Here is an 18,934-nt window from a genome sequence, read left to right on the forward strand (position 1 = left end):
GGGCCGGGCTCTTATCGTTGTATCGCGATCTGGACGCGGTCATCGCTGATATTGGTCGGGTACACGCTCAGCGCTACGCTGTCATCTTCCAGGCACTGCCCGGTATTGAGGCAGAAATGCTGTTTGTAGACTGGCGAGGCAACAACCAGTTGACCCTTGATGTCGCCGACAATACCTCTGGCGATCACATTGGCCTGGCTGAACGGATCGTGATTGTCTATGGCATACCAGCCGGCGCGCGTATTAAAAATGGCAATCTGTTTACCCTCGACAAGTGCCGCAACGCCGGTGTTGGCAACAACATCACTGGCAGCGCAGATATCAATCCATTCAAGGTTTTGCTGACGTGCGGTAGCATGAGTACTCATCAGACTGTCTCCACCAGGGTTATGTTGTTGGTCTCTTCAGAGCGTGCGGGGCGTTTCTGGCCGCGCTCACGAACGTAGACTACCTGTTCATCCGCACTGTCGGCGTTGATGAAGGGGCGGAAACGTTTCAGTGCGTCAGGGTCCTCAATGGTCCGTTTCCATTCGCAGGCGTAGGTATCTATGACAGCCTGCATCTGAGTTTCAAGCTCCTCGGCTATGCCCAGTGAGTCATTGATGATCACGTCCTGCAGATAGTCCAGGCCACCCTCCAGGTTGTCGCGCCAGACTGATGTGCGTTGTAGCCGGTCTGCGGTCTGGATATAAAACATCAGCAGCCGGTCAATGTATTTGATCAGTGATTCATCATCCAGGTCACTGGCGAAGAGTTCGGCATGACGCGGTCGCATACCGCCGTTGCCACAGACATACATGTTCCAGCCTTTCTCGGTGGCAATAATGCCAACATCCTTGCTTTGTGCTTCGGCGCACTCCCGGGTACAGCCCGACACGGCCATTTTAAGTTTGTGCGGCGATCTTAGGCCGCGATAGCGTTCCTCAACAAAAATGGCCATGCGCACGGAGTCCTGGACTCCGTATCGGCACCAGGTTGAACCAACGCAGGATTTGACCGTGCGCAAGGATTTTCCGTAGGCATGCCCGGATTCGAAGCCGGCATCGATCAGCTCTTTCCATATCAGGGGAAGTTGGTCAACTCTTGCACCAAACAGATCAATTCGCTGTCCACCGGTGATTTTGGTGTACAGGTCGTATTTTTGTGCAACCTGAGCTAACACCAGCAGCTTGTCGGGGGTAATTTCCCCACCGGGTACGCGTGGGACCACTGAATAACTGCCGTTCTTTTGCAGATTGGCAAGGAAGTTGTCGTTGGTGTCCTGCAAACCGACATGTTTCGGGTCCAGGATATAGTCGTTCCAGCACGAGGCCAGAATTGAAGCTGCAGCGGGTTTGCAGATGTCACAGCCCTCACCGCTGCCAAAGCGACTCACAAGCTCGTCGAAACTGCGGACCTGATTGACGCGCACTACATGATAGAGACCCTGCCGTGTATAGGGGAAATGCTCGCACAGGTGATCATTGACATGGATACCCTGACGCTTCAGCTCTGCGTTCAGAACCTGCTTGACCAACGTGGCGCAACCGCCGCAGGTAGCAGAGGCCCGGGTTTCTGTTTTTAATGCACCCATGCTGGTACACCCGGCGCTGATGGCCTCACACAGCGTTGCTTTGCTGACGTTGTTGCAGGAACAGATCTGGGCACTGGCAGGCAGGGCATCCACACCCAACACCGGCTTGTCGCCGCTGTCCGGCAAAATCAGCGCCAAGGGTGAGGGAGGCAGCTCAATCCGGTTCAGACAGTACTGCAAGAGGGTATCGTAGTCTGAGGTATCACCGACCAGGACAGCGCCGAGCAGGAGCCGACCATCCTCGCTGATGATCAGTTTTTTGTAGGTGCCGGTGCTGTTGTCATCGACGGCGCAAATCTGTGCACCCGGTGTTCTGGCGTGGGCATCACCAATGGAGCCGACGTCGACGCCCAGCAGTTTAAGCTTTGTGCTCATGTCCGCACCGGCAAACGCAACCGTTGCATCGCCGCATAGCAGCGTCGCCAGTTGCTGAGCCATATTATAACCGGGCGCAACCAAACCGAAAACACTGCCTTGCCACACAGCTACTTCTCCGATGGCATAGATATCAGGGTCAGAGCTGCGACACTGGTTGTCAATCACGACCCCGCCACGCTCGCCCATCTGCAGGCCGCATGCTTTGGCCAGCTCGTCTCTGGGCCGTATGCCGGCGGAAAACAACACCAGGTCGGCTTCCAGTTCACCTTCGGAGAAAACCAGTTTGTGTCGGTGGCCGTCGCCGTCATCTATTAACTGCGTGGCCTTGCCGGTGTGAATTTCGACGCCGAGTTCTGTCACCTTCTGGCGCAGCAGCTCGCCACCTCGACTGTCGAGCTGGACTGCCATCAGTTGTGGTGCGAATTCGACAACATGTGTTGTCAGGCCGAGATCTTTGAGCGCTTTGGCGGCCTCCAGACCCAGCAGGCCACCGCCAATTACGACACCTGTTTTGCTGGATTGGGCCGAGTTTCGTATGGCGTCCAGATCGTCAATTGTGCGATAGACATGACAGGCCTCCCTGTCGCGGCCTGGAATGGGCGGGACAAAGGGATATGAGCCGGTGGCGAGAACCAGCGTGTCATAGTCAATATTGGTGCCCTGGCTGCCGACAACAGTTTTACTGTCGCGATCAATTCGGGTAACGGATTCGCCACACAGGAATGAAATGTTGTTGTCGGCAAAGAAAGTGTCACTGGCAAGCGAGAGATCTTCCGCGCTGGCGTGTGAAAAATAGGAGCTCAATTGAACCCGGTCATATGCCGGACGGTTTTCTTCACAGAATACCGTGATGTCAAAACCGTGATGATGCGTGATCAATTCTTCGAGAAACCGCTGTCCTACCATCCCGTTGCCAATAACTACCAGTTTTGGCCTGTTCATTATCTGTCTCCTTGTCGAGCCGAATATCGAGCTGAATGTCAGGCATAAAAAAATGGCGCTCATGACACGAGAGTTTCGTGTTATGAGCGCCATTGCCCTGTAGTCGTTATGGTCTGATTCTGTTGCGGATCAAATTCCCGTCATTGGTAAACAGATCCACTTACTGGGTACTGAGCAATTCCCGTGCCACTGTGCCCAAGGCCCGTAGAGTCAGTGTTTTTCCGAACCGGGGGAATCTGAAACGCGGTTTTTGTGCCATTTGTTTGTGCGTCGCGCACCAAAAAAAAGCATATACCTGCCTGTTCGGGCAGTGCATCAGCCGGCATCCCATGCCCGGTGGAAACCGACGCAGAAGCTAAACAGCGAGGTATAGACAGGTCGGCAGGACCACTTGTCACGTTTTAAGGAGGGAGTGGCATGGTAAATGCATCGTCAGGTTTGTGGCCTGGTGTAATTAGCACCAGACATAATTCGAGTCGGGCAATGGCGCCTATAGACGATCGGAGTTCCGGTCAGTCTGTAGGCGTTTTTTTTTGGACGAACGGCCAGATGTTGAGGACTTTATCATGACGGATACCTTGTTAAGTTATAGGAAATTACTGTTGCTGTGGACTATGACCGCGCTCTGGACACTGACAGTATCGCTGCAGGCCAACGCCGACGAGGCGCTGGGCTGGCCTGAGAAGGATGAACTCACGATAGGGTTTATTAAACTCACAGACATGGCGCCTCTTGCGATCGCATACGAAAAGAGATTTTTTGAAGACGAGGGCCTCTATGTCACCTTGCAGCCACAGGCGAACTGGAAAGTTTTGCTGGACGGTGTGATCGGCGGGCAGCTTGATGCGGCTCATATGCTGGCGGGTCAGCCCCTGGCTGCGACCATAGGATACGGAACTGAAGCCCACATCGTGACACCATTGAGCATGGACCTGAACGGAAATGCCATTACGGTCTCCAACGAAGTATGGGCGCAGATGAAACCCCAGGTCAGGCAGGACAATGGCAAGGTGGTCCGCCCGGTTGGAGCAGATGCTCTAAAACCAGTGGTAGAAAACTATCGCAATGCAGGCCAGAACTTCAATATGGGCATGGTGTTTCCAGTGTCCACCCATAACTACGAATTGCGCTATTGGTTGGCCGCCGGAGGCTTGCACCCCGGCTACTATGCTCCCCATAAAGGTGATGTGTCCGGTACCCTGCAGGCCGATGTGCTGTTGTCAGTGACACCGCCGCCGCAGATGCCCGCAACGCTGGAAGCGGGTACCATCATGGGGTACAGCGTCGGAGAGCCCTGGAACCAGCAGGCCATCGTCAGAGACATTGGTGTGCCTGTGATAACCGACTACGAGATCTGGAAAAACAACCCTGAGAAGGTTCTGGGTCTGACTCAGGCGTTTACCGAAGAAAATCCCAATACCACGGTACGCCTGGTCAAAGCCATGTTGCGTGCCGGCAAGTGGCTTGATGAGAACAACAACGCCAACAGGGAGGAGGCTGCAAGAATACTGTCGCGCAGTGAATACGTGGGCGCTGACTACAACGTCATAGCAAACTCCATGACCGGCACCTTCGAATACGAGAAGGGGGAGGTACTTCAGGTACCCGATTTCAATGTTTTCTTCCGCCATCATGCTACCTATCCCTTTTACTCTGATGCCATCTGGTACCTGACCCAGATGCGTCGCTGGGGTCAGATATCTGAGCCCCGGTCGGACGAGTGGTACCTGGAAACAGCGGCCAGTGTCTACAAGCCGGAAATTTACCAACGTGCTGCAGAAGCGCTGATTGCAGATGGACTGATGACGGCTGCTGACTTTCCGGACTTTGAGAGTGAAAGTGGCTTCAAGGAAGCGCAGGACGACTTCATCGACGGCGTAAAATATAACGGTAGATTCCCTAATGCCTATCTCGAATTATTCGAGATAGGTCTGAAGGAGGATGTGCTTTGATTTTCCCAGACAGTTGTTCATACGTATCAGGTGTATCTCTATGAATCGGGTAAACAGTTTGATCAAACGTTTCTACACCCTGCCCGGAAGTATTGACCTGTCTCCCGGATCGGCGTTCTCACAGGCTTTGCGAGGTGTGATACTGTCCATGTGTGGTGTCCTGGTGTTTCTGTTGTGCTGGCAGGCGGCTGCCAGCAACATAAATACCTCACTAGGGCAGTTTCCGGGCCCTGCTCAGGTAGTTGCCCAGGCCCAGAATCTCTATGGCGACTATCTGCGGGAGAAAGACCGGGAGCGGGACTTCTATATCAGGCAGGAGGAGCGAAATGCAGACCGCCTGGCACAGGACCCCGATGCCGACGTCAGAATCAGGGAATACACCGGTCGCCCAACCTTTATTGATCAGATAGGCACCAGCCTGGTTACTGTCGGGTTTGGTTTTCTGATTGCCATGATGATTGCGATCCCCCTGGGTATCATGTGTGGCTTGAGTGAGTCCATCTACAGCGCTGTGAATCCGATCATCCAGGTGTTCAAGCCGGTTTCCCCGCTGGCCTGGCTGCCGCTTGTCACCATGGTGGTCAGTGCACTGTATGTAAGTGAGAATGAAATGTTCAGCAAGTCCTTTGTGACTTCGGCGATAACCGTGGCGCTGTGCTGTCTCTGGCCGACGGTGATCAATACCACGGTAGGCGTGGCCAGTGTTGACAAGGATCTGCTGAATGTCAGTCGCGTCATTCGCCTGCCGACATGGAAGCACGTGCAAAAGATAGTACTGCCTTCCGCCATACCCATGATTTTTACCGGTATGCGACTGTCGCTGGCGACCGGCTGGATGGTATTGATTGCGGCAGAAATGCTGGCACAGAATCCGGGCCTGGGAAAATTTATCTGGGATGAATTTCAGAATGGCAGCTCGGACTCGCTGGGTCGGATCATGGTAGCGGTATTGGCCATTGGTATTATCGGCTATGCACTGGATAAACTGATGTTGTTACTTCAGCGCAGGATTAGCTGGGACAAACAGTCAGTATTGAGATAACGGAAGTAAGGAGTAAAAAATCATGTCAGCGTATTTACAGTTAAGCGGGGTAGGGGTCGAATTCAAGACGGACAACAAACCGTTTCGTGCTTTGGCAAACATCAATATTAATGTCGCCAAAGGTGAATTCGTTTCCCTGATTGGTCACTCCGGGTGCGGCAAATCGACGGTGTTGAACATCATCGCGGGTCTGCTTCAGGCCACTGAGGGCGGTGTTATCCTGGAGGGAAAACAGGTTGATTCACCCAGCCCGGATCGGGCGGTTGTGTTCCAGAGCCATGCCCTTATGCCATGGTTGAGTGTTTATGACAATGTGGCGCTGGCCGTGAAGGAGGTCTTCAAGGGCAGGAAAAGCGCAAAAGAGATGAAGGAGTGGATTCATTACAATCTTGGGTTGGTGCACATGGCACATGCCATTGATAAATATCCCCACGAAATATCCGGTGGCATGAAACAGCGTGTGGGTATTGCTCGCTGCCTTGCCATGGAGCCTAAAGTACTGTTGATGGATGAGCCCTTTGGTGCTCTGGATGCGTTGACGCGTGCGCACCTGCAGGACGAAGTGATGAAGATTCACAGTAATCTTAACAGCACTGTCATCATGATTACACACGATGTGGATGAGGCAGTGTTGCTGTCTGACAAGATTGTCATGTTGACCGTGGGGCCCGATGCAACCGTGGGTCAGATACTTGATATTGAACTGGATCGGCCACGCGACCGTCTGGCACTGGCCGAAGATGCTACCTACAACCACTACCGGCAGTCAGTGTTACGCTTTCTGTACGACAAACAACGCGGTGACAAGCAAAGCGGTATTGAGCAGCCGGACGGGGAGCAGCCGGACAGGGAGCAGGGCGTGGACAGGAAGGCAGAAGAGAAATCGCGCGCAGCCGCCTGACGATCTGGCCAGCTCAGCGCCAGTTGCTTTCGCTGTCACATAGTGCGCGTGCGATATCTATCAGTCGCCGGCTTTGGTTCATGGCCATTTCCCGGAGCAAGCGATGCGCCTGCTCCTCGGTCAGAGCGCGATGTTTCATTAGCAGCAGTTTGGCGCGGTCCATGACCTTGCGCTCTTCCAGCGCCGAGCGCGCCGAGTCCAGTTCGCCCTGCATGCTCTGCAGTCGACGGGATTGTGACTGCAGGAGTTCGATCAACGAACGACCGCTGTTGCTGCCAGGGGTCTGTGCGGGCAGGATACTGGCTCGCACCAGCAGGAACGATTCCTCACTGCCAGTGCCATGTTGCGGCAAGGATTCAATGACCATTTTGTTGATATCGAGGCCTTCGCGGGCTTCTTCCAGTTTTTCCTTGCATCGTGTGGCAAGATTCTTGTGCAAGCTGTTTTCGATTTCTTTCATTGCGTCGATGCGCAGGGTTTGTGCAGTAAACCAGCGCTCTGCGTAAGTGCTGTTTAATATCGGGTTGTTACCCTGGGTGCAGGCATAATGCCGCAGCTCATTGATTTCGATCATGCAGGGGGCTGTCGACAATGTGTTCCAGTCTGTGAGCGAAGCATTGTCAGCAAACTCCCTGAAAATCTCAAAGCAGCGTTCCTGCGCCTCAATCAGATGCGCTAAATGAGCAACGTGTTTATTGCTGAACTGACCCGCAGCGAAACCCGCGGCACCTGATGCCCGTTCCTGACCGGAAAGTTCCTTACCTTGAATGAAATTGAATATGGCAACCAGTGCGCGCGACAAGGCAGGGCTGATAACGGCATTCAATGCTGAGTCGGCAGTTTCAAAGACGATGTTGAGCAAAGATTGGACAACGGCGCTGTACAGATCAGTACAGTCGACCGTCGTGAGCTCGTTGTTGTCAACCTGCCGGCGCATTTGGTCGACAGCGGACAACAAATGGACCGCGTAGGCGATATGGCTGAAGAAGCGGCTTGCCGAAGGAATCTGCAGGTGATCCTGATCGAGAGATTTCAGTACTGTCTCGAAAGCCTGCACCTGTTGGTCTGCCATGGCGCGCAAGGCGGTCAGTTCGGGGACGTAACGCGCGCCGGCAGAACCCAGAACCAGGTTGGAGGCACCCCGTTCGCGCTGCAGTTCATGTATCAATGAGCTGGTTGTTGACACCAGATCGCTGAGGACAAGGAAATTTTCCAGACCTTTTATTTCACAGTATCTGGCTCTGAGCAGGTAATCGGCAGCATTTGACCTTTCCATGATCATCTCCTCTGTGTTCTCCCTGAGTACTCAGCTTCAATCCTTGGGTCGCAGTGAAAGTCCTGAATCATTTGTCTGAGGCGTTGATAATGACCCATCGGCCAGCTCGATCTTCAAGCGCAGGTTATTCCTGGAATCAGCGTTTGCCAATGCATCATCCAGCGTGATACGACCGCTCTGGTAGAGCGACAACAGGGCCGCGTCAAAGGTCATCATACCCTGCCCGGAAGACTTTTCCATGGTTTCGCGGATTTCTTCAATCTTGCCCTGTTTGATCAGATCACTGACGCGCGGTGTGCCCAGCAAAATTTCAAACACGGCTGCGCGCTTGCCATCTGAAGACGGAATCAGTCGTTGCGAAATCAGGCCTCGTAAATTCAGTGACAGGTCCAGAAACAGTTGTTTATGGCGTTCTTCCGGGAAAAAATTGATGATACGGTCCAGCGCCTGATTGGCATTGTTGGCATGCAGGGTGGAGACGCACAGATGACCGGTTTCGGCAAAGGCCAGTGCGTGCTCCATGGTTTCGCGGCTGCGGATTTCACCGATGAGGATAACATCCGGCGCCTGGCGTAAGGTATTTTTTAACGCGGCTTCATAACTGACCGTATCCAGTCCGACTTCGCGCTGACTGATAATGGATTGCTTGTGTGGGTGCAGGAACTCAATAGGGTCTTCAATGGTAATGATGTGGCCGTCGGAGTTCCGGTTGCGATAGTCGATTAATGCAGCCAGCGAGGTGGATTTGCCAGAACCGGTGGCGCCAACAAAAAGCAGCAGGCCGCGCTTCTCCATCATTAATTGTTGCAGTGTCACAGGCAGGCCAAGGGTCTCAGGTGCAGGAATGTCGGTTTTAACATGCCTGATCACCATGGCGAGGTGGCCGCGCTGACGGAAGATGTTGACCCGAAAGCGACCGATGTCCGGCTCGGCAATGGCCAGATTGAGTTCCGGCTCTTGGGCAAACTGCTCACGTTGATCGGCAGACATGATGGCGAAGGCGGTCTTTTCCACCTCAACAGCGCTCATGGTGTGCTCAGAGAGCGCCTTCATGTGCCCGAATACCTTGATGCTGGGGGCAGCATCAGCGGTAAGGAAAAGATCAGAGGCTTCCTGTGCCACCATGGTCTTTAACATGTCTGAGAATTGCATTCGATTGCTCCGGCTGTGATTGTGGCGTTCTCAGGTGTTGCTCAGAAACGTCGTTCGGTATACCAGTTGACTTCGCGCGAAGATTTGTCGATTTGCTCACAAACGTCCAGTGTCAGTGCGAACAGAGCCATGCGAACCAGAACACCGTTGTCAGTCTGCCGGAAGATTGCCAGGCTGGGGTGCTGATTGAGATCGTTGTCCAGCTCATTGGCATCCTCGCGCGAATCGCGGGGCAGGGGATGCATGATGACGGTATTGGGCTGACAGTATTGCGTATAGATAGCCTGGTTGAGACGGAAGCGTCCCCGGTAAAGGTCGGCTTCCGTTTTGCTGCCAAATCGTTCTTCCTGAATACGGGTGAGGTAAACGATGTCATTGCTGACCAGGCCTTTTTCCATGTCTTCGGTTTCGACCACCTCATGTCCCCGCTGCCGCAAGGCATCGACTGTGTCGGCTGGCATGGCTAACTCGGCGGGGGATATCAGGGTAAATTTGACCTTTTCGTAAAGACCAACAAGCTTTGACAGTGAATGCACCGTGCGGCCATGTTTGAGATCGCCGATCATGGCGATATGCATGCCATCGATAGTCTGCTGCCGTGATTTGAGCTCTTTCTTGATGGTATACAGGTCAAGCAAAGCCTGGCTGGGGTGCTCATTGGGGCCATCGCCGGCATTTAACACCGGCACCCGGCTGGCCCTGGCAAATTCGGCGACCGAGCCCGCCTGTGGGTGCCGCATGACAATAATGTCGCTGTAGCCACTCATGACCCGGCCTGTGTCATACAGGGACTCACCTTTGGTCAGTGAACTGGCTTTGATGTCCGTGGTTTCGCGTACTTCACCGCCCAACAGGTTGAAGGCGCAGCCGAAGCTCACCCGGGTGCGGGTGCTGGGCTCAAAAAACATATTGCCCATGATGGCGCCGTCCAGCACCTTGGTCATGCGCTCCCGGTGCGCATAGGGCCTCATGTTGTCTGCGACCTCGAAGATGCGTTCCACGTCGGCGCGCTCGAACTGGGTGACGCTGAGAATATGGGCTCCGGGGAAACGCATAGGGCAAGATCCTTTTTTCATCGGTTAAACGGCTGTTGCAAATAGTACTACATCTGACGACGAGCCGCCGAATGCTATGCAAAAATTGTCTGTGTTATAGTCGTTGTTTTAAGCGCCCGGAGCAGGACGGATACGGCATGGCAGCAAGTATTTACTGGCACGACTACGAGGCTTTTGGCAGCGACGCCCGACGTGACCGGGCATCGCAGTTCGCCGGCATCCGCACCGATCTCGATCTCAACGAAATCGATGAGCCTCTGGTCATCTATTGCCAGCCTGCCGCCGATATGCTGCCGCACCCCCAGGCCTGCCTGATAACGGGCATCACACCGCAGCTGGCAGGTCAGCGGGGCTTGCCCGAAACCGAATTCATCCGTCAGATTCATGAGCAGTTCAGTCGGCCGCAGACCTGTGTTGCAGGTTACAACAGCATCCGCTTTGATGATGAGCTGACGCGTCAGCTGTTGTACCGCAATTTTTATGATGCCTACGAGCGGGAGTGGAAAAACGGAAATTCACGCTGGGACATTATCGACATGTTGCGCCTGTGTCATGCTGTGCGCCCGGATGGTATTGTCTGGCCACGGAAAGATGACGGCAGTGTATCGTTCCGCCTGGAAGAGCTCAGTGCAGCCAATGGCATCGCACACCAGGATGCGCACGATGCCCTGTCTGATGTGCGCGCGACCATTGCTATGGCAAAGCTGGTGCGGAACCGGCAACCACGCTTGTATGACTATGCTTTTGGCTTGCGCAGCAAACACAAGGTCAACGAATTGCTGGATATCGCAGCTCACACGCCAGTATTGCATGTGTCTTCCATGTACCCGGCACGTCTGGGCTGTCTGGCGTTGACCATGCCATTGGCGGCGCATCCGGTGGATAGCAATGGTGTGCTGCTTTATGACCTGCGGGTTGACCCGGCGCCGTGGCTCGCTATGAGCACGGAACAGCTGCGGGCTAGCCTGTTCACCTCACGTGATGAGCTTGCTGAGGGGCAGTCGCGGCTGCCGGTCAAGGTGTTGCACACCAATCGCTGTCCGATACTGGCGTCGCCTGCGGTGCTGGAAGAAGACCGGGCACAACAACTGGAAATTGATATGGCGCAGGCACGCGAGCATTGGCAGGCCATATATGCCGCGCCTGAGTTTATGGCTCGGGTGGTTGAGGCTTTCGCCGCTCGTCCGGAATTCGCCCCTCTCTCGGATCCCGATTTTATGTTGTATGCCGGTGGCTTCTTCAGTGCTACGGATAAGCGGTTGATGGCAAAGGTTCGACAGATGACGGCGCAGGAATTGGCATCCGAGTCTGCACAACTGGTAGCGGCGTTCAGTGACGCCCGGTTGCCGGAAATGCTGTTTCGCTACCGGGCGCGTAATTTCCCACGGTCATTGACTGAGACGGAGCAGCAGGCCTGGCGTGAGTTTTGTCATCTTCGATTGACACGGAGCAGTGATGTGCCGGGTGCCGGGCCGGATCTGGCAACGTTTGATGAATTGCTGGCTGAATTACAGCAAGGCAGTGCGGATAGCTCTCAGCGCCGGCTTCTGGCAGACCTGCAGCAGTGGCGCAACGATGTTTGCCAGGTCTGAGGAAAATGGTTAGAATCGCGCGCAATCTGATCACAGGTGCTGTTTTAGCTGTGTTTTAAAACCCGCGGACAAGAGCCCGGTTACTAGCCCGGCAACAGACTGGTTGACCCATCATGGATCCATTCAAGGATATAAGGCCCTACCATGACGAAGAGATTCGTCCGGTGCTGGATAATTTGCTGACGGACCGCGATTTCATCCGCAGCATCGCCAGTTTCACTCACCCGACACTCTATCGCTGGTTGCCATCCCTGTTGTTGTTATTGACCCGGCACAGATTGACCACCCAGTTAAAAAGTGTCAACAGCGTTAAATCGATGCAGGATGTTATTGCCGGTTACATGGACCAGATGATCGAGCGCACTACCTCGCGCCTGACCAACAGCGGCCTGGACAAGCTGTCACATGACAAATCCTATCTGTTTATCAGTAATCACCGCGACATTGCCATGGATCCGGCGTTTGTCAATTACATGTTGTACCACGCCGGGTTTGACACGCTGTATATTGCCATCGGTGATAATCTGTTGAAACGTCCGTTTGTTACGGACCTGATGCGGTTGAATAAAAGTTTTATTGTGAAACGCTCATTAAAAGGGCGCGATTTATTGAGATCGTCGAAACAGTTGTCCGAATATATTCATCATTGTGTTGATATCAAACGCAATGTCTGGATCGCGCAGCGCGAGGGCAGGGCCAAAGACGGTATTGATCGTACGGATACCGCCTTGCTGAAAATGTTAGGCATGGCACGCCGGCCTGAGGCGCTGGGTGATGCGCTAAAACCGCTGCATATTGTGCCGGTATCGATATCATATGAGTTTGATCCCTGCGATGCTCTCAAAGGCGACGAACTACATCAGAAGCAGGAAACCGGCGTGTACCAGAAAGATGAACAGAGTGACATCAACAGCATTGTCACTGGTATGGTGGGCTTCAAAGGCCATGTACATGTCGCGTTTGGTGATGAGCTGGTGCTGGATTCCGCGATGGATGATGAAACGATTGCCACGAAGGTTGATCATCAGGTCGTGACCAATTATCTGCTGCAGCAGACCAATCTGTTGGCTTTGCAGCAGTTACAAAAGCATTCACCCGCTTCGGTTCCGGAACTGTCAGACGAAGGCAGGCAGGCATTGGAGAATTTCAAGCCCGATCCCGCCGTCCTGACACAGTTCAATGAGCGTCTGGCGATAATGTCACCGGGCGTACAGCACCATGTCAGGCTGATGTATGCCAATCCGGTGATCAGTCGCTACACTGACTGAAAGCGGGATTTTGGAAACGCCCGCTGCCAGCATCAGATTTTCTGGCGAATGTGCTGCAGTCGATTTTGCAGGGTGCTGCGGCTGAGCGGAAGCAAAGGGCCAATGCACAAGAATTCCAGATCGGTCTGCTGCATTTGTTGCAACTTGTCCTTCTGTGTGAGCGGCATGCGCCCCAGGCCACGCTGCAGCTGGTTGAGTTGTTGCTGCATACGGATGGCTTTGTCGGATGACGGCGTGTCAACTCCGCTCATGATCTCCGCCGCCACACATAATTCACGTGCTCTGGTTTCCTGTTTTGCTGCCATGGCTGGCCATTCAGTCGGTTTTTCCAGTTGCTGCAGCAATTGGGTGAAACGTTTTTTCATGGCTTTTTCAATGTCTGCATCACCAATGCGTTCCAGTTCGTTCCAGGCAGTTTCCAGTGCTTCGCTGGATATTTCCGGCGTGGTTCCGGTCAACAGCGTCTCCTCATGCGCCTGACACAGTGCCGCTTTGGCCTGTACCTGCTGCATCAACTGCAGATCCTTTTTGTCGGGTGTGGTACGTAGCCGTGTTTCGTACTTGCGGCTGAGCTGGTTAAATTGATCCTGCAGAGGTTTTCGCTCTGCTTTCAGGTCAGGCGTCAGCGCGGCGCGGAATTCCCGTGACAGTGTATTGAACTGACCACGTGACTGGCTGAACTCTTCGTCGCTCAGGCTGAGCAATGCGGCGATATTTTTTAAATGGTCGCGTGCGACAGACGATACCTGGCGCTGCTGTTGTTTCTGTTCCTTGCTGATGGCATCGCGGCGTGCAAACAGCGCGTCGCAGGCAGCACGAAAGTCAGTCCACAGTTTGCGGTCATCCTTGAAGGAGCCCGCACCCAGGGCTTTCCAGTCCTGCTGCAGGGTTTTTGCCTGTTGAATGGCTGCCGGTAAATCTTCTTGCGTAAGCAATGCCTGAGCCTGCTCAATCAATGCCTGTTTTTGGGCGTTGTGGGCCTGCAGGGCATGACGCTTCTTCTGGCGCAGGTCGCTGAGCACAGTATTGAATCGTTTTTGCAGATTTTTGATTTTGGCCTGTGCCACCGGCGCGTATTTTTTCCAGTCTTCACGCGCCTGGTTTTCCAGCTTTGATACTTCGGCCAGGTCGACCGCGTCCGCGTCCATGGTCTCAGCGTAGGCTTCGAGCTGTTCACAGATATTGTTGCGCGCTATCAGGTTGGCTGCCTGCTTTTCTTTGCGTTCCTTGAAGTATATCTTGCAGGGTTCAAACGCGACTTTGGCCAGCTCGCTGAAGCGGGTCCATAACTCATCATTGTCGTCAGAGTGGCCCAGCAGCTTCCATTCGTCCTGTAGTGCACGTATCAGTTTGGCTTTCTGTGGCGGCGCCGATTCGTCTGTGGTCAGGGCCTCCATTTTTTCGATTAATTCTTTTTTCTTTTCCGAGGAAGCAAACTTTTTCCAGTCCAGCAGTTTGTTCAATTCCAGCTTCAAGGGGGCCAGCTGTGCCTGCAAGCGTTCCTGCTCGTCGGTGGCCAGACGCTTGATTGAGTTCTGGCTGCGGTCCCAAAGGCTTTGTGCTTCACGCACACGTCCGTCTGCAATATATGAGCTCATGGTGGTAACAGAGCGCTCGACTTCATTGCTAAGGGTCTGTTGCCAGGCATGATGTTCGGCTATTAACGCCCCCAGCTGTCCGGCAACCTGGACAAGATCTTCATCTGTTTGCGCGGTGGTCGGGTTTGAGGCGGCAGTATTTTCCGTCGGCCCGGTATCATGCTCTGGCACATCCGGGTCGTTCGCTGTGTGCTCTACATCTACATCAGGTGTCATCAATCGTTGCAGGCGTTTCTGCAACGACAGCAGTGTAGGCAGATCTTTGTAGGAGGTCGCGGCGGCCGCTTTCTGCAGTTTTTCTTTTTCCGACAGTTTTACCACTGTCGGCTGCGGAGTTGCGGTGTCGCTGGTGGCACTTGAATCGTCGCTGGTGGCATTTGAGTCATTGCTGGTGGCACCTGAATCGTCGCTGGCGCTGGCACCCTCGTCGGTATGCCGCACGTCGCCGGTGCTGTCAGTGGCCGTGGTGTCAGCGGGTGACGCATCCAACGCGGCGTCGTCATTGGCATTGGCCTGGTCACGCGGCCCGGGAGCAGCGGTCTGTGGCTCTGCTGCCGGTTCTTGTATTGGCGTCTCTGACTCTGACTTTGATGCTGTCTGGTTCACTGGCTCAGTGTTTCCCGGTTCTGTTGACGATGTCATATATCACTGCTCTCCCTACTCGGCCACGTATAATAACAGACAGGTGCTATAATCACAGCAGAGTCTTTTTTTGCACGCACACCGCAGCTACCAGGTCTGTTTTATGCTCCCCGACCAGATTAAAGAAGAAATTCAGCAGGCGTACAAGCAGATACTGGCCAGTAAGTCCCTGCGCCCACGATATGGTCAGCGCCTGATGATTGCTGAAATCGCACGCGCTCTGTCGGCAATCGAAATGCATGATGATGCGGGCGATGAGTCCGCGTCTGATCAGGATTCCGGCCCTGGCCCTGTTTGTGTTATCGAGGCGGGCACTGGCACTGGCAAGACCCTGGCCTACGTGCTCGGGACCTTGCCATTGGCCCGGCAGTTGGGCAAGAAAGTGGTGTTGGCCACTGCTACGGTGGCTTTGCAGGAACAGGTAACACAACGTGATCTGCCTGATATCGCGCGGCATAGCGGGTTGAGCTTTACCTACACGCTGGCCAAGGGCCGGGGGCGCTATCTGTGTCTGTCCCGTCTCGATCAGATTTTGCAAGGCAATGACAGTGAAAATGCGATGCTGGCCCTGTTCGGCGAGGACGTCAGCGAGCTGGGTGCGCAGATGCCTGGCGACAAGGCCCTGTACGAAAGCATGCTGGAAAAGATCAGCCGGGGCGAGTGGCATGGGGATCGCGACGACTGGGATGGTGTGCTGAGAGACGCGGACTGGTCGCCGGTTACCGTGGAGGCCGGACAGTGTGCGGGGCAAAAATGCAGTAACTACAGCCGCTGTTTTTTTTACCAGGCCCGGGAGCAGGTGCAGAAAGTGGATTGTGTGGTAGCCAACCATGATCTGGTTCTGGTCGATCTGGCACTTGGCGGCGGTGCAATCCTGCCAGCCCCGGAAGACACCATCTACATATTCGATGAGGCGCATCATCTGCCGGCAAAGACCAATCAGCATTTTTCATCCTCCACACGTTTGCGTGCCACGCTGCAGTGGCTGGACACAAGTGCCAAAACGCTCGCGCGGCTGGCCGCAGACACGGTCATAAACGACAACGGCGTGATTGCCCGTGAGCACAATGACATCAAGCCCCTGTTCCGGCAGCTGACTGAAGAGCTGGGAGCCGCGTTGCTGCTGCTTGAACCTTTGCTGCAGGAAACCGGACAGAAAAATTCCGCTGGCAACAATGGTGTCAGCTACGGCGGTGCCGACAGCGGGGAGGCGATGACCTTTGCGCTGGGCGTTGTGCCGGTTGAACTGCGTGAGCAGGCTGTCCAGCTCGCATCCCGATTCTATCGGCTTACCCGGGGCCTGAAGGAGATTTGCACGGTGCTGCGTCGGCAAATGGAGGAGGCTGATTCGCTGCCTGGCCGACAGCATGCTGAACAGTGGTTTCCGCTGCTGGGTAGCATGGCTAACCGGGCGGAGGCCTGCGAAAAACTGTGGCAGGCCTTCGCCAGCCAGGACGCGGCCGGTCAGGCACCATCGGCACGCTGGCTCAGCCGTGTTGAGCAGGGGGACAGCAGTGACCTTGTGTTGAGTTGCAGTCCGGTGCTGGCGGCACACACCCTGACTGAACATCTGTGGCAACGCTGCGCAGGTGCCGTACTCACCTCGGCAACCCTGTCGGCGCTGGAAAAGTTTGATGTGCTTGCCATGCGCGCAGGCCTGCCCGAACGCACTGTTTATCATCGCATCAGCAGCCCGTTTGACTATGCCAGCGCGGCGCGCCTGATCGTGCCGAAACTTAATTGTGACCCCTCTGATAATCGCGCACATACTGCGGCTATTGTTGCCTTGCTTCCGCAGTTGCTGGACAAGAGCGAGGCCTCATTGATGTTGTTCAGTTCGCGCCGGCAGATGCTGGATGTGCTGGATGGCATGAGTGATGAATGGCGGCGCATTATTCTGTGTCAGGACGACTACCAGAAAGCGCAACTGTTGAGTTTTCACCGGCAGCGTATTGATAAAGGTGAAGCCAGCGTCATTTTTGGCCTGGCAAGTTTTGCCGAAGGTGTGGACTTGCCCGGCAAGTATTGTGAGCACGTGTTGATTGCAAAAATTCCGTTTGCTGTACCTAACGATCCTATTGAAGCCACGCTGGCGCAGTGGCTGGAGCAGCAGGGAAAAAATCCGTTCATGACCCTGGCGGTGCCGGAAGCTGCGTTTCGACTGGTGCAGGCCAGTGGACGCCTGCTGCGCAGTGAAACTGACAAGGGACGCATAACATTGTTCGATGAGCGTGTGATCAGCAAATTTTATGGCAAGTCGATTCTGGCGTCGTTACCGCCTTTTACCCGCGATATCTTTCCTGCGTATCTGACCTTGCCTGATGCCGCACCGGCCTGATTGCCGATGGGAATGACGTCATGTTTTACGGCGGGTGTAGGCAATGTTGTTTTTTTTGTCAACGTAGTAACCGGTAGCAACACCTGCCAGCAGCCCCAGTGCGGTGACCAGCAGCACATTATCCATGAGTGCACCCAGGCCAAAGCCCAGGAAGAAGCCGGCGGTTGCACATAAAGCCATAACGCTTACCGGTTTCACTTTGCGGCTGGTTTTGATGGGTTTTTTTCGGGTAGTTCTGGCCACCTTGTCAGTCTCCTGTCTGTTTGTTGATGTGTCTGACCTGGTAGATGCGCGTGCTGGCAGCCGGCCTGCGACTGATCTGTTGCACCGTATCCAGTCCTGAAACCACCCGGCCAATAACAGTGCTGGTGCCGGTTAGCCAGGGTGTGTTGTCCAGGGTGATAAAAAACTCCCCATCGTTGGTGTCGGGACCACGATTGACCATCATCACACTGCCAGCTCCCGGGCGCCTGGACGGCAGGCTGCCATTGTAGCGATAGCCCATCATCTCATGAAGCTGCAGCAGGTTCATGGTCTGCAGGCGCTGAAGCACATCCGCCTGCCGGGATTGCAGGTCGTCCTGGCTGCGTATGCCCATGTTGTCATAGAGCGGCACCAGCACGGTTTGTTTGAAATCGGTTTGCCCGCCGATATTCAGCCAGGGATGGGGGCGACCGCTGGCGTCGAGCACGGGTTGTTGCTCCAGGCCCAGGCCGCGGGCGTTGATCTCGTCGGCCACTGTCTGCGCCGGTCGCTGGCGATTCGCGCGCTCCGGGGCACCTGCCTGAATCAGGGTGTTGTTGATGACGCGATGGAAGGTCATGCCATCATAGTAGTGCACTGGTTCTGCATCAGATGGGTTGCCCTCGCTGACGGGCACCGGCAGTTGCGCTTCGGCCAGGTCGATGAAGCGCTGAACATTCAGCGGCGCTGCCTCCGGGTACAATTCAAGATGGACATCGCCTTCGCTGGTCCGGATCAGAACCAGCGGATTGCGCGGGTTTTCCATGCTTGCGCTGATACTGGTTGGCAGATCTTCATCAACCGCATTGCCTGTATTGATGTCATTGCCCTGCGCACTGGCAGCCACGCTGACCGATACCAGGATCAGTGCGCCAAGCAGTCTGGCAATGTAGTTAAAGTTTGAAATAATGCAACTGAGAGTGGTCACGCCATTAAATCCTGTTATGGGCGCACGACATCGGTGTGCGCCGAATTTCTGGAT

Annotated in this window: 14 protein-coding genes; 6 read left to right on the forward strand and 8 right to left on the reverse strand. The window is 54.6% G+C overall.

Going from position 1 to position 18,934, the window contains the following annotated elements:
* Positions 1 to 11: 11 nt before the first annotated feature.
* Positions 12 to 368 carry a nitrite reductase small subunit NirD gene (nirD, locus tag WD071_RS00905; RefSeq protein WP_368046400.1) on the reverse strand — a complete coding sequence of 119 codons (357 nt, stop codon included), beginning with the start codon at positions 366 to 368 and terminating at the stop codon, positions 12 to 14.
* A complete protein-coding gene (nirB, locus tag WD071_RS00910) occupies positions 368 to 2,893 on the reverse strand; it encodes a nitrite reductase large subunit NirB (RefSeq protein WP_368046401.1) in 2,526 nt (841 codons plus the stop codon). Before nirB ends, nirD begins: the two co-directional genes overlap by 1 nt.
* Before the next feature lie 614 nt (positions 2,894 to 3,507).
* On the opposite strand from nirB, the gene WD071_RS00915 reads away from it, so the two are divergent.
* Genes WD071_RS00915 through WD071_RS00925 form a run of 3 tightly spaced genes read left to right on the forward strand, consistent with a single transcriptional unit; the run spans position 3,508 to position 6,788 of the window.
* Complete coding sequence (locus tag WD071_RS00915) at positions 3,508 to 4,845, forward strand: CmpA/NrtA family ABC transporter substrate-binding protein (protein WP_368046681.1); 1,338 nt, start codon at positions 3,508 to 3,510, stop codon at positions 4,843 to 4,845.
* A gap of 40 nt (positions 4,846 to 4,885) precedes the next feature.
* Positions 4,886 to 5,887: an ABC transporter permease gene (locus WD071_RS00920; protein WP_368046402.1), complete on the forward strand. Its 1,002-nt coding sequence runs from the start codon at positions 4,886 to 4,888 to the stop codon at positions 5,885 to 5,887.
* Positions 5,888 to 5,909: 22 nt separating this feature from the next.
* Complete coding sequence (locus WD071_RS00925; RefSeq protein ID WP_368046403.1) at positions 5,910 to 6,788, forward strand: ABC transporter ATP-binding protein; 879 nt, start codon at positions 5,910 to 5,912, stop codon at positions 6,786 to 6,788.
* A 13-nt stretch (positions 6,789 to 6,801) separates the two neighbouring features.
* Here WD071_RS00925 and WD071_RS00930 read toward each other — a convergent pair whose 3' ends face one another.
* Genes WD071_RS00930 through WD071_RS00940 form a run of 3 tightly spaced genes read right to left on the reverse strand, consistent with a single transcriptional unit; the run spans position 6,802 to position 10,271 of the window.
* Positions 6,802 to 8,064, reverse strand: coding sequence for a nitrate- and nitrite sensing domain-containing protein (locus tag WD071_RS00930; protein WP_368046404.1), 1,263 nt, complete (start codon positions 8,062 to 8,064; stop codon positions 6,802 to 6,804).
* Between the two features lie 36 nt (positions 8,065 to 8,100).
* Entirely contained in the window at positions 8,101 to 9,216 is a 1,116-nt protein-coding gene (locus WD071_RS00935; RefSeq protein WP_368046405.1) for a PilT/PilU family type 4a pilus ATPase, read from the reverse strand.
* Between the two features lie 41 nt (positions 9,217 to 9,257).
* Positions 9,258 to 10,271, reverse strand: coding sequence for an aspartate carbamoyltransferase (locus tag WD071_RS00940; RefSeq protein WP_368046406.1), 1,014 nt, complete (start codon positions 10,269 to 10,271; stop codon positions 9,258 to 9,260).
* 137 nt (positions 10,272 to 10,408) lie between these two features.
* On the opposite strand from WD071_RS00940, the gene sbcB reads away from it, so the two are divergent.
* Both sbcB and WD071_RS00950 read left to right on the forward strand, forming a co-directional pair.
* Positions 10,409 to 11,863 carry an exodeoxyribonuclease I gene (sbcB, locus tag WD071_RS00945; RefSeq protein WP_368046407.1) on the forward strand — a complete coding sequence of 485 codons (1,455 nt, stop codon included), beginning with the start codon at positions 10,409 to 10,411 and terminating at the stop codon, positions 11,861 to 11,863.
* A 113-nt stretch (positions 11,864 to 11,976) separates the two neighbouring features.
* Positions 11,977 to 13,131, forward strand: coding sequence for a 1-acyl-sn-glycerol-3-phosphate acyltransferase (locus WD071_RS00950; protein ID WP_368046408.1), 1,155 nt, complete (start codon positions 11,977 to 11,979; stop codon positions 13,129 to 13,131).
* 32 nt (positions 13,132 to 13,163) lie between these two features.
* Here WD071_RS00950 and WD071_RS00955 read toward each other — a convergent pair whose 3' ends face one another.
* Positions 13,164 to 15,371, reverse strand: coding sequence for a DUF349 domain-containing protein (locus WD071_RS00955; RefSeq protein ID WP_368046409.1), 2,208 nt, complete (start codon positions 15,369 to 15,371; stop codon positions 13,164 to 13,166).
* Positions 15,372 to 15,474: 103 nt separating this feature from the next.
* On the opposite strand from WD071_RS00955, the gene dinG reads away from it, so the two are divergent.
* Positions 15,475 to 17,709: an ATP-dependent DNA helicase DinG gene (gene dinG, locus WD071_RS00960; RefSeq protein ID WP_368046410.1), complete on the forward strand. Its 2,235-nt coding sequence runs from the start codon at positions 15,475 to 15,477 to the stop codon at positions 17,707 to 17,709.
* An 18-nt stretch (positions 17,710 to 17,727) separates the two neighbouring features.
* Here the strand turns inward: dinG and WD071_RS00965 are convergent, their stop codons facing one another.
* Entirely contained in the window at positions 17,728 to 17,952 is a 225-nt protein-coding gene (locus tag WD071_RS00965) for a hypothetical protein (protein ID WP_368046411.1), read from the reverse strand.
* A 4-nt stretch (positions 17,953 to 17,956) separates the two neighbouring features.
* Positions 17,957 to 18,880, reverse strand: coding sequence for a peptidylprolyl isomerase (locus WD071_RS00970; RefSeq protein ID WP_368046412.1), 924 nt, complete (start codon positions 18,878 to 18,880; stop codon positions 17,957 to 17,959).
* Between the last annotated feature and the right edge of the window lie 54 nt (positions 18,881 to 18,934).

This window comes from Pseudohongiella sp. (assembly GCF_040877505.1).
Taxonomy (GTDB): Bacteria; Pseudomonadota; Gammaproteobacteria; order Pseudomonadales; family Pseudohongiellaceae; genus Pseudohongiella.